Here is a 24,327-nt window from a genome sequence, read left to right on the forward strand (position 1 = left end):
AGACCGGAGCATTACATGCCGATCGTCACCCTGACGAACGTGTCCAAGACATACCCGCCCCGCACCCGTGACGGCGCGGAGGTCGTGGCCGTCGACGACGTCTCCCTCTCGATCGAGAAGGGCGACGTCTTCGGGATCATCGGCTACTCCGGGGCCGGCAAGTCGACCCTCGTGCGCCTCATCAACGCACTGGAGCCGGCCACCGGAGGCACGATCACGGTGGATGGCGTCGACATCACCGCGCTCAAGGAGAGCGAGCTGCGCAAGGTCCGTGGCGGGATCGGCATGATCTTCCAGCAGTTCAACCTGTTCTCCTCCCGCACGGTGAAGGCCAACATCGCCTACCCGTTGAAGCTCGCCGGCTGGTCCAAGGCGGACATCGAGAAGCGTGTCACCGAGCTGCTGAGCTTCGTGGGCCTCTCCGACAAGGCGAAGGCGTATCCGGAGCAGCTCTCCGGTGGACAGAAGCAGCGTGTCGGCATCGCCCGCGCCCTCGCCACCGATCCCGCGATCCTGCTCGCCGACGAGGCCACCAGCGCCCTCGACCCGCAGACCACGCACGAAGTGCTGGACCTCCTCCAGCGGGTCAACAAGGAGCAGGGCGTCACGATCGTGGTCATCACGCACGAGATGGATGTGATCCAGACGATCGCCACCAAGGTCGCCGTGATGGAGAACGGTCGCGTGATCGAGCAGGGTGACGTGTTCGACGTGTTCTCGGCCCCGCAGAATCCCGCATCCCAGAGGTTCGTCGGCACCGTGGTCAAGGGCGTGCCTTCGCCGTCGGAGCGCTCGGTGCTGCGCAACCGGCATCAGGGCCGCCTCGTGACGCTCTCGTTCCGCGACGGCGACTCCTCGCAGGCCCAGGTCTTCCTCGACCTCGCGGGTGCCGGCCTCGACTTCGAGCTCGTGTACGGCGGGATCAACGACATCCGCGGACGCGCGTTCGGCCATCTCACGCTGGCCATCAGAGGAGACGATTCCGTGGTCGACCGGACGCTCGCCGAGATCGCTCAGCGGGTCGAGGTCACCGAGATCGCCGGAGAGGAGGCCCGCTGATGGATCGCCTGAACGAACTGTGGCCCGAGCTATGGAAGGCCGCGCTCGAGACGCTCTACATGACGACGTTCGCGCTCGTCCTCGGTGGCATCCTGGGGCTGGCGATCGGCGTGATCCTCTATGTCACCCGCCCCGGCGGTCTCGTGCAGAACCGGCCGGTCGCGTTCATCGCGAACCTCGGGGTGAACTTCTTCCGCCCGATCCCGTTCGTGCTCTTCGTCGCCGTCGCGCAGCCGTTCGCCCGAGCCGTGGTCGGCACCGGAATCGGCACCACAGCGGGCGCGTTCATGATCGCGCTCGCGGCTGCCTTCGCGATCGGCCGCATCGTCGAGCAGCATCTCGTCTCGGTATCTCCCGGGGTCATCGAGGCCGCGCGAGCGATGGGTGCGGGTCCGTGGCGCATCCTCTTCACCGTGGCGATCCCCGAGTCGCTGGGGCCGCTCATCCTCGGGTACACCTTCATCGTCGTCGCGCTCATCGACATGACGGCCATGGCCGGGCTGATCGGCGGTGGCGGTCTCGGTGCGTTCGCGCAGATCTACGGATTCCGGCAGTTCGAGCCGGTCGTGATGTGGACGGCGATCGTCCTGATCGTCGTGTTCGTGCATCTCGTGCAGATGCTCGGCACGCGCCTGGCGCGCAAGGTCATGCGCCGCTGACGGAGCCCGACGGGTCCTGGGCGCGCGGTGCATGCTGCAACGTGCGCCGCGTGGTGAACACCCGCTCGACCCCGCTCAGCGGATCGACGAAGCGCAGTTCCCGTGCGAGCAGCTGCAGCGGGCGGTCGAAGTCGTCCGGCAGATCGTCGAGCAGCTCGGGGTAGAACCGGTCGTTCAGGATGCCGATGCCGAGCGCGGCGAGGTGCACGCGCAGCTGATGCATCTTGCCGCTGTGCGGGCGGAGCAGGGTGTGCACCACCCGGTCATCGGCGTCGATCAGCTCGATCCGCGTCTCGGCGTTCGGCTCCCTCGCGTCGTCGACCTGCACGCGCACCTGGGCGCGCGGCTTCTCGATGTGGTTGCGGTAGACGAGGGGGAACGAGGGGAGCGCACCGTGCGCTGGCTGTGCCGACACCGCCTCGTAGACCTTCTGCACCTGCCGGTTCTCGAACATCAGCTGGTAGGCACCGCGGGTGGCCGGTCGCGTCGAGAACATGAGCAGTCCGGCGGTCGCGCGGTCCAGCCGGTGGATGGGCGCCAGATCCGGGTTGTCCAGCAGGTTGCGCAGCCGCACCAGCGCCGAGTTCTGCAGGAACTTGCCGCCGGGTGTCGTGGGCAGGAAGTGCGGCTTGTCGACGACCACCAGATGCTCGTCCTGGTGCAGCACCTCGATCTCGAACGGTATCCGCGTCTCGACGGCGGGCTCGCGGTAGTACCAGATGAACTCGACGCTCCCGAGGGCGGCATCGCGGGGGACCGCAGTGCCGTCGGACCGCACGATGTCACCGCGGTCGAAGCGCTCGAGCAGCCGTTCCGGGTCGAGGTGGAAGAAGCGTTCGATCATGTAGGCGGCGACGGTCGGCCACGAGCCGGTGAGGGGCACGTGCAGCCGGGTGGCACCCACGCCGTCGCGGACGGGGAGGGGAGAGGGCATGCCCATCAGCGGACGGTCACGAGTCGAAGCTCAGGCTCAGCTTGCGCAGCAGCCCCGCGAGGCGATCGCGGTCGGAGCGGGAGAGCGCCTGCAGCAGGTCGGCCTCCACGTCGACGAGACGCGTGATGGCGGCGTCCACACGGATGCGCCCGTCGTCGGTGAGCGTCACCAGCACGCTGCGGCCGTCACCCGGGTCTGCCTCGCGCCGCACGAAGCGACGACCGACCAGGCGGTCGATCCGGTTGGTCATCGTGCCGCTCGAGACCAGGGTCTGCTGCAGCAGTTGCTTGGGGGAGAGCTGGAACGGAGCGCCCGCTCTGCGCAGCGCCGAGAGCACGTCCCACTCCCAGTGCTCGAGATCGCTGCGCCGGAACACGTCGCGGCGGGCACGGTCGAGGTGGCGCGACAGTCGATCCATCCGCGACAGCACCTCGAGGGGGGAGAAGTCGAGGTCGGGACGCTGGGTGTTCCATGCGCCGACGATACGATCGACCTCATCCACCTCGCTCATCCGCCCATTATCGCGCGTGCGAGGCGAGGATCAGGACTTCGCGGGAAGCGCGAGCGTCATGAACGTGCTGTGCGGGTCGAGCACATAGGAGCCGAAGGGGCCGCTTTCGCGGAAGCCCGCCGCGGCGTACAGCGCCCGCGCCGGGACGAAGAAGTCGGCGCTCCCGGTCTCGAGCGAGATCCGTCGGATGCCGCGTGCCTCGGCGTCCGCCAGAAGGAAGGCGAGCATGGTGCGACCCAGACCTCGCCCGCGCAGCGCGGGATCCGTGCGCATCGATTTGACCTCCTCGTGCCCCTCGTCGATCGTCGCCAACGCGCCGGTGGCGACGGGCGCACCGTCGAGGTGGGCGGCGAAGAGTCGCACCCTCGGGGCGAGCAGCCGCTCGAAGACGAGGGCGTGGCGGCTCTCCGCGGGAGCTGTGTGCTCCAACTCCGCATGGTGGGCGACCAGGAATTCGGCCAGGGCGGGGGTCGCGTCATGCACCCGTTCGATCACGATGCTCATGTCGTCAGCATCGCAGATCGGTATTTCGCGCAGATGTCGGGCGGTGGTGTCAGCAGAACAGGGGCTGGAGCATGGCAGACTTGTCCCCGCGGTGCCCTCTGAGGCGGCGCGGTCCGCCGTGGTGTAATGGCAGCACGACAGCCTTTGGAGCTGTGAGGTCTAGGTTCGAGTCCTGGCGGCGGAGCATGACTGGGAACAATCTCGCCATCATCGTCCTCGCTGCAGGGCAGGGCACTCGCATGAAGTCCCGCCTGCCGAAGGTACTGCACCCGATCGGCGGGCGTCCGCTCGTGGGACACGTGCTCACCACCGCTCAGCGGTTGCAGGCTGCGCACGTCGAGGTCGTCGTCCGGCACGAGCGTGACCAGGTGGTCGCCGCGCTCGCTGCCGACTACCCGGACGCGGTGTTCGTCGACCAGGACGAGATCCCAGGAACCGGTCGTGCTGTGCAGGTGGCCGTCGATGCTCTCCCCGCCGATTTCGAAGGCGACGTGCTCGTGCTCTCGGGTGACTGCCCGCTGGCCGATGTCGACACCCTCTCGGCCTTCCTGGCGGAGCACAGGGAGTCCGGTGCACCCGCCACGCTCATGACCGCGCTGGTGGACGATCCCACCGGCTACGGCCGCGTCGTGCGAGATGCCGACGGCGGTGTCGACCGCATCGTGGAGCAGAAGGACGCCAGCGCCGAGGAGGCCGCCGTCCGCGAGATCAACGCCGGCATGTACGTGTTCCGCGCCGCGACGCTGCGCACCTACCTGCCGCAGCTGAGCCTCGACAACGCTCAGCGCGAGATGTACCTGACCGATGTGCCCGGACTGCTCCGTCGTGACGGCGACCGGGTCGCCGCATCGGTCGTGTCCGATGTCACGGTCACCTACGGGGTGAACGACCGCACGCAGCTCGCGCTGGTCGGGCGTCTGCTCAACCAGCGGATCGTGCGCCGCTGGCAGCTCGAGGGCGTCACCGTGATCGATCCGGCCACCACCTGGATCGACGACGACGCGACGCTCTCGCCCGATGTCACGGTCCTCCCGAACACGCAGATCCTGCGCGCCACGACCATCGCCTCCGGCGCCGTGATCGGCCCGGACACGACGCTGGTCGACTGCGAGGTCGGTGAGGACGCGGTCGTCCGCCGTACCGATGCCACCCTCGCGGTGATCGGCGCCGAGGCGACCGTGGGTCCGTTCTCGTTCCTCCGCCCCGGTACGGTCCTCGGTGCCAAGGGGAAGATCGGCGCCTACGTGGAGACCAAGAACGCCGAGATCGGTGAGGGCAGCAAGGTGCCGCACCTGTCATACGTGGGTGACGCGACGATCGGCCGTGGGGTGAACCTGGGCGCGAGCACGATCACCGCGAACTACGACGACGTGCACAAGCACCGCACCGAGATCGGCGACGAGGTGCACACCGGGTCGCACACGGTACTCGTCGCGCCCGTTAGGCTGGGAGCCGGTGCGAAGACCGGTGCAGGCGCCGTCGTCCGCAAGGACGTCCCCGCCGGCGCTCTGGCCATGAGCGTCGCCCCCCAGCGCAACATCGAGGGCTGGGTCGAGAAGAACAGAGCAGGGACGGGCGCGGCGGATGCCGCGTCCCGGGAGAATTCGGCGGAATAGGCGGAAATGGCGCGCAAGAAGAAGACGGTCGATCTGGATCGCGACAACGGCGTGGCCCCCGGGATCATCGCCAAGACCAAGAAGCGGCTCGTCGTCGCCGGAGGCCGCTCGCATCCCGCCCTCACCGCGGCTGTCGCCGAGGCGCTGGGCACCGAGATCGCCCCGGTCGAGCACCGTACGTTCGCCTCGGGTGAGATCTACGCCCGTTTCGAGGTGTCGATCCGCGGCGTCGACCTCTTCCTCATCCAGACGTTCGGCGAGCCGGTCAACGAGTGGCTCATGGAGACCCTCATCATGATCGACGCGGCCAAGCGCGCGTCGGCCAAGCGCATCACCGTCGTCGCGCCGTACTATCCGTATTCGCGCCAGGACAAGAAGGGGCGCGGTCGCGAGCCGATCAGCGCCCGTCTCGTGGCCGACCTGCTGAAGACGGCCGGTGCCGACCGGGTCATGAGCGTCGACCTGCACGCCGCGCAGATCCAGGGCTTCTTCGACGGTCCCGTCGACCACCTGTTCGCCAAGCCCGTGCTGCTCGACTACTTCGAGCGCACGCTGTCGCCGGCCGACCGCGAGATCCTCACGGTCGTCTCTCCCGACATGGGTCGCGTGCGCGTGGCCGACACCTGGTCGGACAGTCTCGGCGCTCCGCTCGCGATCATCCACAAGCGTCGCGACCCGAAGGTCGCCAACCAGGTCTCGGTGCACGAGATCGTCGGTGCCGTCGAGGGTCGCACCTGCCTCCTCGTCGACGACATGATCGACACCGGTGGCACGATCGTCAAGGCCGCGCAGGCACTCAAGGCGAACGGGGCGCACCGCGTGATCGTCGCCGCGACGCACGCGATCTTCAGCGACCCGGCATCGGAGCGGCTGCAGGACGCGTCCATCGACGAGGTCGTCATCACCGACACGATCCCGCTCACCGAGTCACGCCAATGGGACAAGCTCACGATCCTCCCGATCGCTCCGCTCCTGGCCCGCGCGATCCATGAGGTGTTCGAGGACGGCTCCGTCACCAGCATGTTCGGCGGAGACGCGTAACGCATCGCCGCGACACAGCCCGCGCATAGCTGTGGTGCTTACGGTCGAATGGTCGGCGAGCGCGTCGGCCGACACCGAGCCGGGAGGACCACCATGATCCGCACGACCATACCGACCTCTGTCCGCAAGGGATCCGCACTCCTCGGGATCGCAGGTCTCTTCGTCCTCGCCGGATGCTCCGGCGCTGCCGATGCCGAGGGCTCCTCCGGGGCCGACAGCTCTCCCGATACGGGTGCCTCCGCATCGTCTTCGGGAGGCGACGGCACGGCCACCTACAACGACGGTACCTACACCGCCGAGGGCTCGTACCAGACCCCCGAGACCGTGGAGAAGATCTCCGTCACGCTGACGCTCGCCGACGGCGTCGTCACCGATGTCGAGGTCACGGGAGATCCGCAGGCGCCCGAGAGCAAGCGCTACCAGGGCGAGTTCATCGACGGTATCGCCGCCGAGGTCGACGGCAAGCCGATCGACGAGCTGAACGTCACCCGGGTCGCGGGATCCTCGCTCACCAGCGGCGGGTTCAACGACGCGGTCGAGTCGATCAAGGAGCAGGCTGCCGCGTAGGCGCCTGACACCCGCATGGCCATCTGGAGCTTCGAGGCCATCGGAACGCACTGGGAGATCGAGACCATCGACCCGTTGCCTGCTGCGGCGAAGGCGGCGGTGACCGCAGAGATCGAGCGATTCGACCGCGAATGGTCTCGGTTTCGCGCCGACTCCGAGGTCGTGCGCCTCGGGAGGCTCGGTGGTGTTCTCACCTCCGCCGACGCGGCTCCCATGCTCGACGCGTACCGTGAGCTCTCCGTGGCGACCGCCGGTGCCGTGAATCCCCTCGTCGCCGAGAGCCTGGAGGCGCTCGGCTACGACGCGGCATACACGTTGATCGCCGGGCAGCCGCTCGCGGCACCGGAAGAGTGGGATCGGCATCTCTCTTGGGATGACGGCGAGGTCAGGGCTTCGGCTCCGGTGCTGCTCGATGTCGGAGCTCTCGGGAAAGGCCGCCTCGTCGATCTCGTGTCGGCGGTGCTGGATCGTGTGCCCGGTGATCTCGTGGTCGATGCCGGTGGCGACATCCGGGTGCGCGGCGCCGGTGTGCGCATCGCCCTCGAGCATCCCTACGACGCGACGAAGGCGATCGGTGTCGTCGAGGTGCACGACCACGCTCTGTGCGCCTCGGCGATCAATCGACGCGCATGGGGGAGCGGTCTCCACCATGTCCTGGATGCCCGCACCGGCGTGCCCGTGCGCACCTGGGCGGCGACCTGGGCCCTCGCACCGGATGCCATGAAGGCCGACGCCGTGGCGACCGCGCTCTTCTTCGACGGCGGTCCTGAGGTCGCAGCAGCCTGGGGGGTCGAGTGGGTGCGGATGAGCACCGACGGGCGGGTGCAGCGTTCGCCCGATTGCCCGGCCGAGCTGTTCCTCACGGCGGGGGAGTCGCCCGCAGCCCGGGGCTAGCCCGCAATCCAGAACCAGGGAAGAGTGGAAACGTGATCACCTCATTCACCGCCGCACGTCAGCGGGTCCTCGCCGTGCTGGGCTCGCTGTCGATGTACCGTCTCGTCCTGTTCGCGCTGATCGCCCTGGCCGTCATCGCCTTCGTGCTCTCGCTGTTCGGAGTGATCGTCTCGCCGACCCCCATCGAGCTCGTGGTGTCCTTCCTCGTGCTCGCCGTCGTCATCTCGGCCGTCGACGCCGCGGCACAGCGCATCCTGCGGCTGCCGTGGCGCATCGAGTCCTCCCTCGTGACCGCCCTGATCCTGTTGTTCGTGCTCCGCCCCGGCGTCGAGCCGAGCGCGCTCCTCGGCCTCGCGCTCGCGGGTGCCGTCGCGAGCGTGTCGAAGTATCTGATCGCGTGGCGGGGCCGCCATATCTTCAACCCGGCCGCGTTCGGAGCGGCCGTGGTCTCGATCCTCGGTGCCTTCGGCGCCTTCGAGTGGCTGGGCACCTCATCATCGTGGTGGGTCGGCACGCCCGTACTCACGATCCCGGTCGCGGTGCTCGGCCTCGTGGTGCTGTGGCGCACCGAGAAGATCCGGGTCGTGCTGGTGTTCCTGCTCGTCGCGGTCGCCACCTCCGTCGTGCGGCAGGCGGTTCAGGCGGTCGAGTTCGACATCGCCTTCGACGTCCCGACAGCGCTGCAGTTCGCGGTGCTGCAGTCGCCGTTCCTCTTCCTCGGGGCCTTCATGCTCTCGGAGCCGCTCACCCTTCCCCCGCGGCGTCGGCAGCAGCTGGTGGTGGCCGTGGTGGTCGGTCTGCTCGCGGGATGGCCTCTCTCCGTGGCCGGCCTGTTCACCCTCGGACAGGAGCGCGCGCTGCTCATCGGAAACCTGGTGGCGTTCGCCTTCGCGCTGCGCGGGTCGGTGCGGCTCGTGCTCGAACGGCGCGAGTTCGTCACTCCGACCGCACAGGAGCTGACCTTCCGCGCCAAGGGTCGTGTGCGGTTCCTTCCCGGCCAGTATCTCGAGCTCGACGTTCCGCATCACCGCCCGGACGCGCGCGGCACCCGGCGCGAGTTCAGCATCGTGTCCGCGCCGGCCGATCTGCCCACGCTGCGCATCGCGTACAAGAACGGCGACCAGAAGCACCCCTCCAGCTACAAGCGTGCTCTCGCGGCCGCCGAGCCCGGAGCGACGTTCGCGGTGACCGGCACGTGGGGCGACTTCATCCTCCCGCGCGGTGACCAGCCTGTTCTCATGGTCGCTGCAGGCATCGGCGTGACCCCGTTCGTGTCCCAACTGCGACAGCTGCAGGCGACGGGGCAGCACCGCGACGTGGTGCTGATCTACGTCGCCGCCGATGCCTCGGAGCTCGCGTTCCGCGACGAGCTGGCCGCGACCGGTGTGCGCACCGTCGTGTTCACGCGCGACGAGCCGGCCGCTCTGCCCCCGCACTGGTCGTGGGCACAGGGGTCGCGTCTGGACGCCGATACCCTCGAACGCGCGGTAGCCGACCTGGGTGAGCGCCACGCCTTCATCTCGGGACCGCCCCGCCTGATCGCCGACCTCGCGCCCGCGCTGCAGAAGGCCCGAAGCCTCACCACGGACGCCTTCGCCGGCTACTGATCACGCTGGCGCAGGAGTCTTCCTGCAAGGCGGCGCAGCGGGTTCCGCCGCGGCGCGGGGTCAGGCGTCCGGGCTCTCAGCCTCGGAAGGTGCTGCCGGGTTTGTCGGGATGCGGACGCTGAAGGTGGTGTTCCCCGGCTCGCTGTCCACCGTGATGGAGCCGTGGTGGCCCTCGACGATGGCCTTCACGATCGCGAGGCCCAGACCCGTGCCGCCGGTCTGGCGAGCGCGGGAGCTGTCTCCGCGGGCGAAACGGGCGAACAGCTCGTCTCGTATCGCCGGATCGATCCCAGGACCGTCGTCGTGCACCCGCAGCACCGCCTGGTCACCCTCCTGCGCGACGCTCAGTGTCACGGTGGTACCCGCCGGCGTGTGGGTGCGGGCGTTCGCGAGCAGGTTGGCCACGACCTGATGCATGCGTCCCGCATCTCCCAGGATGGTGACGGGCTCGTCGGGCACGTCGATCTTCCAGTGATGATCCACGGCCGTCGGGCGTGCATCCGACAGTCCCTCCAGCGCCAGCTGGGTGAGGTCGACCGTGCCGTAGACCAGCTCGCGCCCTTCGTCGAGGCGGGCGAGCAGCAGCAGATCTTCCACGAGTCTCGTCATCCGGAGCGACTGCGCCTGGATGCGCTCGAGTGAGGAGGTCGTGCTCTCGATGACCTCGGGACGCTCGGCCGGTTCCTTCGTCTGGCGGAGGGCTCGCAGCGACAGCTCCGAGTAGCCGCGGATCGAGGCGAGCGGTGTGCGCAGCTCGTGGCTGGCATCGGCGACGAACCGGCGCATCCGCTCCTCGTTCTTCTGTCGAGACGCCAGTGAGGTGTTCACGTGATCGAGCAGTTTGTTCAACGAAGCGCCCACAAGCCCGGTCTCAGTGCGCGGGTCGGCTTCGGAGGCGGGAACACGTTCGGTGATCGTGACCTCGCCGCGATCGAGCTGCTGGTTCGCGACCCTGGTCGCGGTCGTCGCGACGGCGCGCAGCGGGCGCAGGCTCACGCGGATCGTGATCGCCGTGGTGAGCGCCAGCAGGATCAGTCCGCCGATCGTCGCGAGCGCGATCACCGTGAGGAGCTGCGTGAGCTGGTTCTGGATGTCGTCACGGGGGAGACCGGTCACGACGATGACCCCGTTGTTCGTCGGCAGCGCCATCACCCGGTACGAGCCCACGTCGCTGATGGAGACGGAGGCGACAGAGGAGTCCTTCAACGCGCCGGCGATCTCGGCGAGCTGGGCGCCGCTCAGCGTCTGCAGCGACCCGGCGAGCGAATCGCCGTCCGTGGTCTTCGCGACGACGCCGCTGAAGCCGGTCACAGGGCTCGAGACGACGAAGAGCACACCCGCCGGCGGGGCGGAGCTGTTCGCGAGCACGTTCTGCGCGGTGGCGGACGACGGGGGGAACGCCTCGGTCACACGGACGAGCTGGTGCGCATTGTTGGAGAGCTTCTGGTCGAGCTGATCCTCCATGGTCTTGCCCAGCGTCGCGCTGGTGATGATGGCGACGATGATGAGGATCAGCGAGACGAACCCGATCACGGCGGTCATCAGCCGTGTCTGCAGGCTCATCGGCCGTCTCATCGTCGTCGCCGAGCTCACTGAGGGGCCTTGATCATGTAGCCGACGCCGCGGACGGTGTGCAGCAGCGGCGTGCGTCCGGCGTCGATCTTCTTGCGCAGGTACGAGATGTACAGCTCGACGACCGATGACTTGCCGCCGAAGTCGTAGCTCCACACCCGGTCGAGGATCTGCGCCTTCGAGAGCACCCGGCGCTCGTTGCGCATCAGGTAGCGCAGCAGCTCGAACTCGGTCGCGGTGAGCTCGATCTCGGTGCCGTCGCGCACGACCTCGTGGCTGTCCTCGTTGAGGGTGAGGTCGGCGACGCGCAGGATCGACTGGCCGTCGTCAGCGGTGGCGTGGCCGGTGCGTCGGATGATCGCCCGCAGGCGGGCGATCACCTCTTCCAGGCTGAAGGGCTTGGTGACGTAGTCGTCGCCGCCGGCGGTGAGTCCCGCGACGCGGTCGCCGACGGCGTCCTTGGCCGTGAGGAAGAGCACGGGGACGAGGTTGCCGGCATCCCTGAGCCGCTTGAGGACCGACATGCCGTCGAGGTCGGGCATCATGATGTCGAGCACGAGGGCATCGGGCTCGAACTCGCGCGCGACCTGGAGCGCTTCCATGCCGGACGAGGCGGTGCGCACCTCCCAGCCCTCCATGCGCAGCGCCATCGCGAGCAGGTCGGTCAGCATCTGCTCGTCGTCGACGGCGAGGATGCGCAGGGGGGAGCCATCAGGACGGCGCAGTTCAGGCAGGTCGCTGGTCATGTCCCTATTCTGCGGAATCTCCTATGCGATTTCTATGGAGAACGCTATGCATTCTCTGGGAGGCGGTCGCAGGCGGTGGCCAGAGGAGGCGATCAGGCGAGCCGGTCGTCGGGGAGCGCAAGGAAGTCCATGCCGTCCTGCAGGGCGAGTCGGTCGGACTGTTCGCCGACCGTTCCGGGGAGGTGGCCCGCCGCCCGCACCGCGAGGCGCTTCGGGCCGGACAGGGCGTGGTACACCGCGAACTGCCCGCGTGGATCGACGGCGGGGTCGAGCACGGCCGCACTCACGTGCACGGGCAGCCGCAGCCGCCGCGCCGCGATCGCCGCGTCGAAGTAGTCGAGCACGGGCCGGTGCTCGGGGTGCTCGCGGAGGTGCAGGCGCACGGCCTCGCCGCTCCCGGTGCATCTCCGTGACAGGCGGACGTCATGGTTGCCGAAGCTCGGGACATCGAGCGCGGCGCGACGGAAACGCCCGTCCCACGGCAGGGCGATCGCGCCGATGCCACCGCCGAAGCTGCCGCCGCTGAAGTCGAGCGCTCCCGCTGCGGATGGGGCCATCTCGAGGAGCACGGTCGCCGCGCGCCAGATGTCGGCGGCGCTGAAGCGGTGTGAATAGGTGTCGCGGTGTTCGATGCCCGCCAGCACGTGCTCGTCGGGCGATGCAGGGAACCGGCTGCTCGTGCCGACGTGAGTCCCCGGGGCGACCGGGAAGATCGCGGCGGTGTCGGAGGCGACGCGCTCGAGGTCAGGGCCGGTGCGGCCGCCGTAGCCGTGGCCGACGACGAGGCCTCGGCGGGTCACGTCGGCGGTGTGCGGAAGCATGACGAACGCGACGGCCGTCTCGTCGGCGGAGGAATGGAAGCGGATCTCGGTGACGCGATGCGTCGGGGTGTCCGGGTGCTCCTGGGCGACCTCCCATGCCGCGGGCCCGGTGCCGAACTCCTCGAAGGAGGCTCTCCAGAAGTCGTCGAAGTCCGACGGCTCCGCGGGGGGATCGAGCGGTGTGAGGAGCGTGCTCAGCGAGTACTCCGTCATCTCCTCGGGTGGGGTCTCGGGAGGGGTGTGCGTCACCGCGTGCGTCCTTTCGGGTGGGCTGCCTCGTCGACGCTACCGGTGCCGACGGCCAGGCGGGGCTCGGGCGATCGGTGCGGCGCATCCATTGACATCCTCGCATGAGAATTGCATTATGTGCATCATGGATGCAACTCCTGGCGACGGTGCCGAACACAATCCTCTGATGTGGAGCCGACGCTCCGTGCTGCGAATGCTCGTGATAGCCGGTGTGCTCCCTCCGGTGCTCGGCTCGCCGGGTGGCCCGGCTCCCGCCGCGGCCACCGAGCTCACGACCGCCGGCGGGGTGTATGCCGATGCTCTTCGGCGCCTGGACAAACCGAACCTCGCGTTCACGCAGGTCGCTCAGCTGGTGGGGCAGAACCATCGCATGACCTTCCTGCAGGCGACATGGGACGGCGGCGCGACGATCGTCCGCGACCTCGAGGTCAAGCACAACGGTGGATGGCTGCAGATCACTGACCCCGCACGCCGCTTCGACGAGCAGTGGCTCGTGCTGGAGGGCACGTTGCCGGCCGGGAGCGCCCCCGAACTGTACGGCCCGCTCACGCCGAGCTGGCTGGGCTTCACGTCGTTCCAGGTGCTCGGCCCACAGGCGATCGAGCTGACCACCAGCACCGACGACGTCGACCTGGTGGTCCGCTGGCGGCTGGAGGGCGCGCACCCGGAGGCGCACTACGTGCTCACGGCCAAGACCGCGGGTGACTACATCGTCGGCTACCAGAGCCAGGACACCCGGTCCATCGACGACCTCGACGAGGTGCTCTGCGGGTCCTACCAGCACGCGCTCTCGGTGCTCGACGGCTCGGCGCCGCTGGGCGCGTGGGAACTCTTCGCACCGATGGCGCTGACCCAGTACGCGGTCGGCGACGTCGCCGTCACCTCGGGGGTCTATCTGCCGTCGGAGGTCGCCGAGTTCGTGCACGAGCGGCAGCTGATGTCGGACCGGCAGCCGTACGGCATGAGTCTGCGCAACGACAGCCTCGACATCGTGCCGTCGATGTACGCGCCGCAGCCGGGCCTGCGGACGGCGATGACGGTCGGCCAGCAGCGCGGGTTCGCCTTCGGTCTCGCCGCTCGCGCCGACACGCTGTACGGCACCTACACCCAGCTGTGCCGCAATGAGTACGGCCTCACCGCCTACCGGCACAACGTCTACGACCGGTCGCTCACCGACGCCGTGCACGCCATGGCGGAGCTGATCGCCGTCGAGCCGAGCGGCGACGACTCCATCGACTACGTGCCGTCGTACTCGGGCTGGTGGAACCGCGCCAAGGGGTTCGTCGACGTCGAGAACGAGGACGCCGTCCGCACGGCGGCGAGCGGCGTCGTGCTCTCCGCGCACTACCTGACCGGAACCGCGGACGGCACCCTCTACGACCGCCGTGCCAGGCCGCTCGTCGAGTACCAGCTCTCCCGCAAGGGCATCGGGCACACTCCGATGATCGGCAGCCCCGTCTACAACGACAAGACGCAGTACCGGATCGGTCGCATCCCCACCGACGCCGTGAACCTCGCATCGCTGTACCAGCTCACCCATGGGCGCAACGCCGGCATCCAACGACTCGCGGTGCAGGCCACCAAAGCGGGTGTGGTCGGGCAGAGCAGGGCCCCGTTCTCGAACGCGCTGGCGACGCATCGGGTCACGGGGGATCCGGCTTACCTCGCGGAGGCGACCCTGATCGCGCGGCGGTATTCGCAGGAGCAGATCCTCACGCCCTATCGGAGCAACGGCCAGCCGCCCGGTGGCTTCGCCTACAGCTTCTCGAAGTACTGGGTCGACCTGCTGGAGATGTTCGAGGCGACCGGGGAGTCCGAGTTCCTCGACGGCGCCTACCGCGAGGTGCAGCGCTTCATCACGCAGACGGCCGTGCGCCCGGTGCCCGACACGACGGTCACGGTGCCGGTCGGGTCCGTGATCACGCAGCAGTACGACTGGGAGTCGCGCTCGTCCCTCCCGTCGTATCCCACCACCAACGTGCCGACCGAGACGGTGCCGGCCTGGTACGTGTCTCCGTCGGGTCTGACGTTCGAGGCATTGTCGTCGTTCAAGCTCGGTGTCAGCACTCTGACGAACCCCGGTGGCGGCTACGTGTTCAACCCGTGCTGGGCCGGAGCACTGCTGCGGCTGGCGCACCACACCGGAGACGAGCTGCTCGCCGACATCGCGCACAACATGGTGATCGGTCGATTCACCACGTACCCCGGTTACTACGGGCGGCAGTTCCAGGTGGCGCACATGAAGCCCGACTTCGCCACGAGCGGCCCGGTGGGGATCACGGGGTACTACTTCCATCACGCGCCGGCCCAGCTCGGCCTCGCGATGGACTACCTGATCAGCGAGAGCTTCTATCGGAGTGCGGGGGCGATCGAGTTCCCGCACGTGTTCGAAGCCGATTTCGCGTACTTCAAGTTCTTCGCCTACGGCCATGCCCCGGGTACCTTCTTCGGCGAGGACGGTGTGTGGCCGTACTTCCCTGCGGGGCTCATCGCGGTCGACAACCCGTTGGTCAACTGGATCGGCGGTGTCGGCAACGGCGCTCTGTACATCAGCCTGACCAACTCCGCCGGGACCGCGCAGCAGGTGGTCGTCGACCTCTCGAGCGATCTCACCGGAGTGCCCCGCAGCTCCTCGACTCCCGTGGAGCTCGTGACGGCGAACGGCACCCGATCGACCGGGGCGGCGAGCAGCGGACGGGTCACCGTGACAGTCCCGGCCCGCGGGCTGGTGGCCCTCGTGGTGCGTGACGTGGATGTGCAGCGTCCGGAGCTGCCGTTCGACGACATCGTCGATCACGGGCCGGACAGCTTCCACGAGGTCGACTCCGACCCGGCGAGCGACTACGGCGTCGCACGAGGGATGCTCCTGGTGCGCCCCGACGGGCAGGGGTACGACGCGTACGTGCAGATCGACACGGAACAGCAGGCGACGTTGTCGTACCGGATCGGCGGGCAGGCGGTGCAGCAAGCGCCTCAGAAGGCATACCCGTTCGAGTGGACGATCCCGGTCGACGACCTGACCGAGACCTTCCGCTACACGATCACCTCCGGCGGAGCGACCACGCCCGAGGTCACGCTGAAGCTGCCCGCACGGATCAGCGGTGCGAATCCGGGCCTCGCGGGAGACGTCATCGCGCAGGCGACGGGCACCGCAGGGGACCGCGTGCCCCTGACGATCGAAGTGCGCAACGCGACGGATGACCCGATCGCCGGCACGGTCGCGATCACACTCCCGTCCGGGTGGCAGCTCGACGGCGCCGTCCCCGGCATCTCCGTCCCTGCTCAGGGGTCCGCCGGCGTGCAATCGGCCGCAGTGATCGCCACCGCCGCCCCGCTCGGTGAGGTCGAGGTCAAGGCGAAGCTCACGGTCGCCGGCGAGGACCCTGTCACGCTCAGGCCGGCAGCGATCGAAGTGATCGACCGGCGCAGGCTGGTGTCGCTCACCTCCGATGTCGAGATCGTGAGCGGGCCGGGCGCCGTCGCGAAGCTGACCGCGCTCGTCATCAACACCGGGGTGACGCCCCTGCAGGGCACGCTCGCGCTCTACGGCGTCACGGGGTGGAGCGTCGGGCAGCAGAGCACGACGATCACCGTGCCACCTCGATCGGACCTGACCCACACCTGGACGGTGACAGCCGGCTCAGGTGTCGCACCGGGATCGTCGACCCGCTTCGAGGCACGCCTGGATCAGAGCCTGCGACGAGGAGTGCTCGTGCGCGTCGCCGACGAGGGCGTGATCGCCCACACGCAGTCACCGTGGCCGGGCTACCTCGAGGCCGGGAACTGGTACCCCAGTGGTCTCTCCGGATGGAACGGCACCCGCACCCGGTACAGCGACTCCGACTCGGTGGGCAGCACCGTGACGTGGAACGTCGACCTCCCGCAGGCAGGGCTCTACCGCGTCTCGGTCTGGTACCCGACGAACCCCACGACCACGACGTCGGCGGCCTACGTCGTGGAGCATCAGAACGGCAGCTCCGAGGTGATCGTCGATCAGACTCAGGGCGCAGCCGCCTGGCGCTCGCTGGGCTCGTTCCGCTACGCGGCCGGTGCGACGGGCACGGTGCGACTCGAGGTGCGCAACACCAGCATCCACCGGGTCAGCGCCGCGCAGTTCGTCCGTACCGGCGACTGATTCCCCGGTTCGAATCGCGCAAATGGTCGCATCCGCCAGGCGGATGCGACCATTTGCGCGATTCGAAGGAGACCGCGGCGTCAGTGACGTACGTACTCCTTGATCGCGGCCTCGTCGACCGCGACGCCGAGGCCTGGGCCGGTCGGGACCACGAAGCCGCCATCGGCGCGCACCTCGAGAGGTGTCGTGAGCAGGCGGTTGGCGACCGGGAGCGTGAACGGCTGGTACTCGAACGCGAGAAGCGAGGCAGCGCTCGCCGCGACGTGCACGCCGGCGGCCATCGCGATGCCGAAAGCCGCCGAGTGGTGAGGGGCGACCTGCACGTGGAAGGCGTCTGCCATCGCTGCGATCGCGAGGCCCTCGGTGATGCCCGTGCGGCCGATGTCGGGCTGCGTGAGACCCACGGCGCGGCGGGTGAGCCAGTCGGTGAACTCGAAGCGGCTGCGCATCGCCTCGCCGACCGCGATCGGAGTCGCGAGCGCGGCGGCGAGGTCTCGGTGGCCCTCCACGTCTTCCGGAGCGAGCGGCGCCTCGAAGAACCAGGCCCTGCGGTCGTCGAGCTCCCGGCCGAGAGCACGAGCCTCGCCGAGGCGGTAGGTCCAGTGCGCGTCGAGCGCGACGTCGAGGTCGGGGTGCACACCTCGCACCGCGTCGTAGGTGGCGAGGTCGGTGCGGATGTCGACGCCGAGGTGCAGCTTGATGCGCCGCACACCGCCTTCGACGAGCTCAGCGGCCTTCTCCGCGCGCTCGACGTCGTCCACGCCGCGGATGCCGGAGACGTAGGTGGGCAGCACCTCGTGGAAGCGTCCGCCGGCGAGTTCCGAGACCGAGAGCCCGGTCGCGTGACCCCAGAGGTCCCACAGCGCGATGTCGACGGCAGCCATGGCGTCGGCCTGATGCCCGGTGAGGTGTCCGCGTTCGCGCATCGACTCGGTCATCCGGTGCCAGAGCGTGCGCACCGAACGCGGGTCCTCACCGAGGATGAGCGGGGAGAGCAGGTTGTCCACGATCGCCGCGACCACGACGGGGGCGACCGGTGCGAGCGCCTCACCCCACCCGATCAGACCGTCGTCGGTCTCGATCTTCACCAGCAGCGTCTCGTAACCGGGGGAGTACAGGCTCCGCCACGGCGGACGGATCACATAGCCGCGGTGGTCGACGGCGGTGTCGCCCGCGTAGGAGTTGTTCGCCTCCTCCTTCGAGAGGTAGAGCGGGAAGGTCTGGACGCGCGTGATTCTCACAGGGGTCTCCAAAGACATGTATGGGCGAGCGGCCGGCGGCTGATGCCGCGGTCGGGGGTCAGGGGCCTGCGTTGCGGCCCGACGTCAGAGCGCCGCGAACGCCGATGCGGTGCGGGAGGGGCTGTATCCGAGGGCGACGGAGATCTCGTCGGCGGCCTCGATCAGCTGGAGCGCGAGCTCCTGGTGTGGGGCATGCAGGTCGAGCACCGACAGCGGGCCGCTCGCCGAGATGCCTGCCACGATCTCTCCCGCACGGTTGCGGATCGGGGCGGCGATGCAGGCGCGTCCGAAGGCGAGCTCTTCGATCTCGGTCGAGTACCCGCGGCTGCGCGTCTCGTCGAGCGCGAGCTGCATGGCGTCACGGTCGACGATCGTGTGCGGCGTGAAGCGCTGGGGTGCCTGCGCGAAGTACTCGTCCACCTGCGCGTCGGTCATGCCGGAGAGCAGTGCCTTGCCGATGCCGGTGGCGTGCAGCGGGCCGGTGCGGCCCGCCATGTCGAACGACTTCGGTGCGAGTGCCCCCTCGAAGTTGCAGAGGTACATGAAGGTGAAGCCGCTGAGCTCGGCGACGTTCACACCGATCTCGATCCGGCGGGCGAGGTTCTGCGCGATCTGCCGCGCCGCGCGGAAGATGGGGGAGCCGTTGAGGGCGATCGTGCCGAGCGAGACGGCAGCGGGGCCGAGGCGGTACAGACCGGTGCGAGGGTCCTGGACCACGAACTTCATACGGTCCAGCGCCGACATCATCCGCGAGACCGTCGACTGGCCGAGCCCGGTGAGGGTGCAGAGCTCCGAGACCCGCAGCTCGCCCGACTCCTCGGTGAAGCAGGCGAGCAACGACATCGCCCGTTCGACGGTCTGGGTGCCGCCCACCGATTCCGATGCCATGGTCACTCCTCCTCAGTACTGCCGCCGCGTGGGCGACGTCGCGGCTGGTCACCGCTGCCAGTCATCCTATTCAGAGAAATGGCTTCGAGCAACACAAATGTGGGTGTCGTATGCATTTTGTGGATTTCGCATCCGCATTGTGGTTAACTGGCCGCACGTCGACGTCGACGACTGTGACGACGACGCGCAGGGCCCCGCGGGGGTCGTCTCTACTGGAAAGTGACTGCAATGCAACAAGCCATACTCGAGCGGCCCGCAGAGAGCGAGCAGAAGGCCGTCGAGCCACGCTCCGGGCGACGCTCCACGCTGGGCGCGAAGGATCGCACCTTCGGTTTCATGATCGCACTTCCCGCGGTCCTCCTGTTCCTCGTGATCGCGATCTTCCCTCTCGTGTCGAGCATCTTCACAAGCCTGTTCGATCAATCCCTCCTGCGTCCGGAGCGCACATTCGTCGGTCTCGACAACTACGCGGCCGTCTGGGACGAGTTCTTCGCCCGACTCGGCACGACCCTCGTCTTCGCGTCGCTCTCCACGATCTTCCCGCTCGTGCTCGGCGTGGCCCTGGCGCTGCTGCTGAACGCCCGCATGCGCGGGCGGAACATCCTGCGCGGAGCCCTCATGCTTCCCTGGCTGCTCCCCGGTGTGGTCGTCTCCTTCCTCTGGGCGTGGATCTTCAACGACAGCTACGGCGTCGTCAACCACGTGCTCTCGGTGTTCGGCCTTCCCGAGGTCAGCATGCTCGGCACCCCGACCGGCGCCATGGCGGCCGTGGTCATCGCCAAGACGTGGCACTCGTTCCCGTGGATCATGGTCGTGGCCCTCGCGGTGCTCCAGACCCTGCCGAGCGAGCAGATCGAGGCCGCCACCATCGACGGCGCGACCCGCGCACAGCGGTTCCGGCACATCTCGCTGCCGCACATCGCCGGCCCGGTCACCCTCGTCGCGGTGCTGGAGTTCATCTACAACTTCGGCAACTTCGACACGATCTTCGTCATGACCGGTGGGGGGCCGGGCAACTCGACCACGACGCTCGCGGTCAGCCTCTACGACCTGGCCTTCGGCAGCTACGAGCTCGGCAAGGCCTCGGCCATGGGCACGCTCTGGCTGGTCCTGCTGGCGATCATCACCACCGGATACCTGTTCCTCAACCGACGGCTGGAGAAGTGATGCGCCGTAGTCGCGATGTGGGGGAGTCGATCATCCGCCCCCACCTGTCCATCCCCGGACGTGTCCTGCTCCTGCTGCTGGCGCTGTTCGGCCTGCTCCCGGTGTACTGGCTCACGGCCACCGCGTTCACGAAGAAGGAGGACGTCTTCTCCCTCGACCGTCCGTTCTTCCCGGTGGATCCGACCTTCGAGAACTTCATCGGCTTCTTCCAGAACGACCTGCTGCTGAAGAACCTCCTCAACAGCATCATCGTCTCCACCGGAACCGCTCTGCTCGCCGTCCTGGTCGGCGGACTGATGGCGTACTCCCTGTCGAAGTTCCGCTACCGCGGTCGCAACGCCGTCATGTTCATGTTCCTCATCGGCCAGCTGATCCCCGGTGCGCTGCTGCTCATCTCGCTCTACCTGATGCTGAGCTCGGCCGGGTTGCTGTACACCTACACGGCACTGATCATCTCGTTCACGACGTTCACGCTGCCGCTCGCGGTGTTCCTGCTGAAGGGCATCATCGACGCGCTGCCGGACGACATCATCGAGGCCGCCAAGGTCGACGGACTCTCGCGCACGGGGACGATGTTCCGCATCGTGTTCCCGCTCGTGGTCCCCGGACTCATCACCGCCGGGATGTTCGCCTTCATGCGGGGCTGGAGCGATCTCCTCTTCGCCCTCACGCTCGCAGGACCCGACAAGCAGACGCTGCCGGCGGGTCTCACCCAGGCGTTCATCCGCGAGGGCACCGCGGACTGGCCCGCGCTCATGGCGGCGTCCCTGATCACCTCCCTCCCACTCGTCCTCATCTTCATCCTCCTGCAGCGCTATTTCGTCTCCGGCCTCGCCGCCGGGGCGGTCAAGGGATAGCGCCGCACCGCAGCACCGCTCGTCACCCCTCATCCCGAAGGAGCAGTCTTCATGAACATCTCGAACTCGCAGCTGAGCCGCCGAGCCTTCCTCGGAGGCGGAACCGTTCTGGCGGCGTTCGGCGCACTCGCGCTCGCCGGCTGTGCGACCCCCGCCGCCCCCGGCACCGGAGCCGGAGCCACGGCCGCAGGAGCCACCGAAGCCAAGACCATCAACTTCTACGGCAACTCGCTCGGCGAAGAGGCTCTGAAGTCGGCGTGGCAGGGCATCCTCGACGGCTTCTCGAAGCAGGAGGGCGTCAAGGTCGCCCCGGTCATCTACCCCTACGATCAGGCCGCCACGCAGCTGGCCCTGACCGGCCGCTCCGGCAACCTCATGGGCGTCGGACAGTCGGGCGGATGGCAGGTGCTGACCCCTATGAACGTGCTCGCCGATCTCTCCGACCTGGCGAAGGGGCTGGGCATCCCGCAGGGTGTGCTCGACTCGTACACGATGGACGGCAAGCTCCTCGTGCTGCCGCTCACGGCCGCCGGTATCGGCATCATCACCAACGGCGAGATCGCGAAGAGCGTCGGGATCAAGTCGGGCATGACCGTGGAGCAGTTCGCCACGGCGCTCGAGAAGATCAAGAAGCAGGACTCCTCGCTGATCCCGTACGCCGCCGTCACCAAGAACCCCGATCTGAAGGACGCCGTGCCGTGGATGTGGGGCTTCGGCAGCGATGTGGTCACCGACGACCTGACCTGCACCCTCGGGGATGCCGAGAGCGTCAAGGCCGTCACCTGGTACAAGTCGCTGCAGGACGCCGGTCTGACGCAGACCAACGTGGCGCGCAGCGACGCCCGCATCCTGTTCGCGAGCGGCAGGGCGGCGCTGTACGACGATGCCCCCCTCGCGTCGACCTTCGTCAAGACGAACGGCGCCGCGCAGAACATCATCGACAACATCGGCGCCATCGCGCGTCCGACCGCCGGTGGCAAGGACTCCTTCAACCGGGCCTGGGGAAGCGGCGTGTTCGCCACGGCGGGTGAGGGGGAGCTCACGAGCCGCGACTTCATCCTCTACGCGGCGACGAACGTCGAGGCGGCGACCGCGCTCTACGAGAACTCCGCTGTGGCACCGGCCGCCAAGAGCGTCGCGGACAAGATCCCCGCCCTCGCAGCGGACAAGTTCCAGGGAGCTTTCCGCACCGAGGTCTCCGAGCATGCACGCGGTGCCGCGTGGGACCGTGTCGCGGTGACCGCGCAGATCGATGCCGCGATCGGCGCGGGTGTCGCGACGATCCTCGCGGGGCAGGTCGAGGTGCAGGCCGGCCTCAACGCGCTGAAGAAGGAAGTCCAGGGGCTGCTCGACGCCAACTCCTGATCGTCTCGAATCGCGCGAATGGTTGCATTCTTCTCGGGGATGCAACCATTCGCGCGATTCGAGTACGGCCGGAGGAGACGAAGCAGGCCGCGCCCCGGAACGGGACGCGGCCTGCTTCGTGGGTGAGCGGCTCAGAGCCAGCGCTCTCGCAGCACCGGCTTGAGCCAGGCGGCGGGGGAGGAGATCGACAGGCCGCCGTCGACCGCGATCGACGTCCCTGTGACGAAGGACGCCGCGTCGGAGGCGAGGAACGCCACGACGGACGCGACTTCCTCCGGGCGCCCGATGCGTCCGAGCGGGTAGCCCTCGCTCTCGCCCGTGTCCTGCGCGGAGATACTGCCCGGCTGCACGGCGTTCACGCGGATGCCACGGGGCCCGTAGTCCAGCGCCAGCTGCCGTACGAGGCCGTCCACACCGGCCTTGGCGGCTGCGTAGGCGGCCAGGGCCGGGGCGGCGAGCGAGGAGTTGACGGAGGTCACCGCGACGATCGAGGACCCGGCGGAGAGGCGGGGAAGGGCCGCGCGTGCCACGAAGAACGCCGAGTCGAGCGTGGCCCCCAGGGCGCCGCGCCAGTCCTCCTCGCTCGTGTCCTCGGCGCGGGCGATCGGCATGCGTCCAGCGGCGAGTACGACGACATCGAGTCGGCCGAGAGTCTGCTCCGCATCCGCGACGGCGGCGTCGGCGTGCTCCGGGCGGCTGCAGTCGGCGACGAGGTACCGCGCGAAGACGGGATCGTCGGAACGGTCGGGTCCTGCGCCGACCACGGTGTCCCCGCCGTCGGCGAAGGCGCGGGCGATCGCGAGACCGATGTCGGAGCTGCCGCCGATCAGCAGCACGCCGCGGCCGGTCACACGCGCACCGTGGCGGGGATGGGAGGAAGGGCCAGCTCGTCGATCACGAGCTTCACCGACGCGCGGCTGCCGGCGTCGAGGCGAGACGCGGGGTAGCGGACCGTCGCATGGTCGATGATGCCGCGCGCGACGAGAATCTCCTTGTGCACCGCCCACGCGATGCCGCCCTGCAGACCGATGAGCACGAGAGGGAGCATACGACGGAACTCGGCACGTGCCTCGTCGACGCGCCCCTCCAGGAAGCTGTCGAGCACGGGGCCGAGCAGGTCGGGGAATTCGCAGGCGGGCATGGTGCCGACGGCACCCCTGGCGTACTCCTCGAGGCAGAACTGCGCGTTCTGCCCGCCGAGCACGGCGAAGTCGGGGTCATCGATCGCCGAGACCACGGCCCCGACCTTGGGTGCGGTCGGCGGAGCCTCCACCTTGACCGAGTCGACGCCGTCGAGTCGGGCGATCTCGGCGATCAGGGTCGGAGCCATCACCACGCCGGTGACGCCGGGAGCATCCTGCACCATGACGGAGAGGGAGGTGGCAGCGGCCACGTCGCCGTAGAAGTCGACGAGCGTCGCGGCCGGCGGCTTGACCATGAACGGCGGAAGCACCATGAGGGCGTCTGCGCCGCCTTCTTCTGCGAGGAGCGCCTGCTCGATCGAGGTCGCGGTGGACGTGCCGTTGACGCCGGCGATCACCGGGATCCGGCCGTCGACGACCTGGACGACGTCGTCCAGGATCGTCCGTCGCTCCTCCGTCGTGAGTGCGAAGCCCTCGCTCGCCATGCCGAAGACCGCGACACCGTCGACATCGGAGGCGAGTTGGAACTCGACCAGCCGACGCAGGCCGGCGCGGTCGAGGGCACCCGATTCGTCGAAGGGTGTTGCCAGGATGGGCATCAAGCCATGGAGTGTCGGAGCCATCAGCTGTTTCCCGTCTTCATCATCGTCTGTCCACATTTCTCGCAAGTGTTATGCATATTGTGAGATAGTCTGCCACATAACGGTTACGAGCTACCAGCGAAGGATGCCCCGGATGTCGCCCACCCACCC

General features: G+C 68.5%; 21 protein-coding genes and 1 tRNA gene. 12 read left to right on the top strand and 10 right to left on the bottom strand.

Annotated elements, in window-relative coordinates:
* Window positions 1–15: 15 nt before the first annotated feature.
* Together RN51_RS01055 and RN51_RS01060 are read left to right on the top strand one after the other, a co-directional pair.
* Window positions 16–1,059 carry a methionine ABC transporter ATP-binding protein gene (locus RN51_RS01055; RefSeq protein ID WP_045262194.1) on the top strand — a complete coding sequence of 348 codons (1,044 nt, stop codon included), beginning with the start codon at window positions 16–18 and terminating at the stop codon, window positions 1,057–1,059.
* Window positions 1,059–1,718, top strand: a complete 660-nt coding sequence (locus RN51_RS01060) for a methionine ABC transporter permease (protein ID WP_045262195.1) — start codon at window positions 1,059–1,061, stop codon at window positions 1,716–1,718. Before RN51_RS01055 ends, RN51_RS01060 begins: the two co-directional genes overlap by 1 nt.
* On the opposite strand, the gene RN51_RS01065 is transcribed toward RN51_RS01060, so the two are convergent.
* The 3 genes from RN51_RS01065 to RN51_RS01075 are packed head-to-tail and all read right to left on the bottom strand — an operon-like array spanning window position 1,705 to window position 3,667.
* Entirely contained in the window at window positions 1,705–2,652 is a 948-nt protein-coding gene (locus RN51_RS01065; RefSeq protein WP_197073153.1) for a pseudouridine synthase, read from the bottom strand. The two genes, RN51_RS01060 and RN51_RS01065, sit on opposite strands and share 14 nt — an antisense overlap.
* A gap of 16 nt (window positions 2,653–2,668) precedes the next feature.
* The gene (locus tag RN51_RS01070) at window positions 2,669–3,163 is read right to left on the bottom strand and encodes a MarR family winged helix-turn-helix transcriptional regulator (protein WP_029260528.1); all 495 of its coding nucleotides are present in this window, start codon (window positions 3,161–3,163) and stop codon (window positions 2,669–2,671) included.
* Window positions 3,164–3,193: 30 nt separating this feature from the next.
* Window positions 3,194–3,667, bottom strand: a complete 474-nt coding sequence (locus RN51_RS01075; protein ID WP_045262197.1) for a GNAT family N-acetyltransferase — start codon at window positions 3,665–3,667, stop codon at window positions 3,194–3,196.
* Between the two features lie 112 nt (window positions 3,668–3,779).
* Here RN51_RS01075 and RN51_RS01080 point away from each other — a divergent pair.
* The 6 genes from RN51_RS01080 to RN51_RS01105 all read left to right on the top strand — a co-directional run bounded on the left by RN51_RS01080 (window position 3,780) and on the right by RN51_RS01105 (window position 9,392).
* Window positions 3,780–3,851: transfer RNA gene (locus RN51_RS01080), tRNA-Gln, on the top strand.
* A 1-nt stretch (window position 3,852) separates the two neighbouring features.
* Window positions 3,853–5,283 carry a bifunctional UDP-N-acetylglucosamine diphosphorylase/glucosamine-1-phosphate N-acetyltransferase GlmU gene (glmU, locus tag RN51_RS01085; RefSeq protein ID WP_045262198.1) on the top strand — a complete coding sequence of 477 codons (1,431 nt, stop codon included), beginning with the start codon at window positions 3,853–3,855 and terminating at the stop codon, window positions 5,281–5,283.
* Window positions 5,284–5,289: 6 nt separating this feature from the next.
* Window positions 5,290–6,324, top strand: coding sequence for a ribose-phosphate diphosphokinase (locus RN51_RS01090; protein ID WP_045262199.1), 1,035 nt, complete (start codon window positions 5,290–5,292; stop codon window positions 6,322–6,324).
* A gap of 93 nt (window positions 6,325–6,417) precedes the next feature.
* The gene (locus tag RN51_RS01095) at window positions 6,418–6,891 is read left to right on the top strand and encodes an FMN-binding protein (protein ID WP_045262200.1); all 474 of its coding nucleotides are present in this window, start codon (window positions 6,418–6,420) and stop codon (window positions 6,889–6,891) included.
* Between the two features lie 15 nt (window positions 6,892–6,906).
* Window positions 6,907–7,785 carry an FAD:protein FMN transferase gene (locus RN51_RS01100; RefSeq protein WP_045262201.1) on the top strand — a complete coding sequence of 293 codons (879 nt, stop codon included), beginning with the start codon at window positions 6,907–6,909 and terminating at the stop codon, window positions 7,783–7,785.
* Between the two features lie 32 nt (window positions 7,786–7,817).
* Window positions 7,818–9,392: an FAD-dependent oxidoreductase gene (locus RN51_RS01105; RefSeq protein WP_045262202.1), complete on the top strand. Its 1,575-nt coding sequence runs from the start codon at window positions 7,818–7,820 to the stop codon at window positions 9,390–9,392.
* A 60-nt stretch (window positions 9,393–9,452) separates the two neighbouring features.
* On the opposite strand, the gene RN51_RS01110 is transcribed toward RN51_RS01105, so the two are convergent.
* The 3 genes from RN51_RS01110 to RN51_RS01120 form a co-directional block, all read right to left on the bottom strand.
* Window positions 9,453–10,955 (bottom strand): sensor histidine kinase, encoded by a 1,503-nt coding sequence (locus RN51_RS01110; protein WP_045262203.1) that lies wholly within the window; start codon window positions 10,953–10,955, stop codon window positions 9,453–9,455.
* 26 nt (window positions 10,956–10,981) lie between these two features.
* Window positions 10,982–11,710, bottom strand: a complete 729-nt coding sequence (locus RN51_RS01115; RefSeq protein ID WP_045262204.1) for a response regulator transcription factor — start codon at window positions 11,708–11,710, stop codon at window positions 10,982–10,984.
* Between the two features lie 92 nt (window positions 11,711–11,802).
* Window positions 11,803–12,780 (bottom strand): acetylxylan esterase, encoded by a 978-nt coding sequence (locus RN51_RS01120; RefSeq protein WP_045262205.1) that lies wholly within the window; start codon window positions 12,778–12,780, stop codon window positions 11,803–11,805.
* 166 nt (window positions 12,781–12,946) lie between these two features.
* On the opposite strand from RN51_RS01120, the gene RN51_RS01125 reads away from it, so the two are divergent.
* Window positions 12,947–16,915, top strand: coding sequence for a hypothetical protein (locus RN51_RS01125; RefSeq protein ID WP_156149057.1), 3,969 nt, complete (start codon window positions 12,947–12,949; stop codon window positions 16,913–16,915).
* 80 nt (window positions 16,916–16,995) lie between these two features.
* Here RN51_RS01125 and RN51_RS01130 read toward each other — a convergent pair whose 3' ends face one another.
* Both RN51_RS01130 and RN51_RS01135 read right to left on the bottom strand, forming a co-directional pair.
* The gene (locus RN51_RS01130) at window positions 16,996–18,156 is read right to left on the bottom strand and encodes a mandelate racemase/muconate lactonizing enzyme family protein (RefSeq protein ID WP_045262207.1); all 1,161 of its coding nucleotides are present in this window, start codon (window positions 18,154–18,156) and stop codon (window positions 16,996–16,998) included.
* A gap of 84 nt (window positions 18,157–18,240) precedes the next feature.
* On the bottom strand, window positions 18,241–19,044 hold the full coding sequence (locus RN51_RS01135; protein ID WP_045262208.1) for an IclR family transcriptional regulator: 804 nt from the start codon (window positions 19,042–19,044) through the stop codon (window positions 18,241–18,243).
* A 228-nt stretch (window positions 19,045–19,272) separates the two neighbouring features.
* Between RN51_RS01135 and RN51_RS01140 the strand changes: the two genes are divergently transcribed.
* Genes RN51_RS01140 through RN51_RS17880 form a run of 3 tightly spaced genes read left to right on the top strand, consistent with a single transcriptional unit; the run spans window position 19,273 to window position 22,433 of the window.
* On the top strand, window positions 19,273–20,211 hold the full coding sequence (locus RN51_RS01140; protein WP_045262209.1) for a carbohydrate ABC transporter permease: 939 nt from the start codon (window positions 19,273–19,275) through the stop codon (window positions 20,209–20,211).
* A complete protein-coding gene (locus RN51_RS01145; RefSeq protein ID WP_052674532.1) occupies window positions 20,211–21,068 on the top strand; it encodes a carbohydrate ABC transporter permease in 858 nt (285 codons plus the stop codon). Before RN51_RS01140 ends, RN51_RS01145 begins: the two co-directional genes overlap by 1 nt.
* 51 nt (window positions 21,069–21,119) lie before the next feature.
* Window positions 21,120–22,433, top strand: coding sequence for an ABC transporter substrate-binding protein (locus RN51_RS17880; RefSeq protein ID WP_052674533.1), 1,314 nt, complete (start codon window positions 21,120–21,122; stop codon window positions 22,431–22,433).
* 131 nt (window positions 22,434–22,564) lie between these two features.
* Here RN51_RS17880 and RN51_RS01155 read toward each other — a convergent pair whose 3' ends face one another.
* Window positions 22,565–23,284 carry an SDR family NAD(P)-dependent oxidoreductase gene (locus tag RN51_RS01155; protein WP_045262210.1) on the bottom strand — a complete coding sequence of 240 codons (720 nt, stop codon included), beginning with the start codon at window positions 23,282–23,284 and terminating at the stop codon, window positions 22,565–22,567.
* The gene (locus RN51_RS01160) at window positions 23,281–24,174 is read right to left on the bottom strand and encodes a dihydrodipicolinate synthase family protein (protein WP_231579180.1); all 894 of its coding nucleotides are present in this window, start codon (window positions 24,172–24,174) and stop codon (window positions 23,281–23,283) included. Before RN51_RS01160 ends, RN51_RS01155 begins: the two co-directional genes overlap by 4 nt.
* Window positions 24,175–24,327: the final 153 nt, after the last annotated feature.

Origin of the sequence: Microbacterium oxydans, assembly GCF_000956405.1 — a bacterium.
In the GTDB taxonomy this organism is placed as follows: Bacteria; Actinomycetota; Actinomycetes; order Actinomycetales; family Microbacteriaceae; genus Microbacterium; species Microbacterium oxydans_C.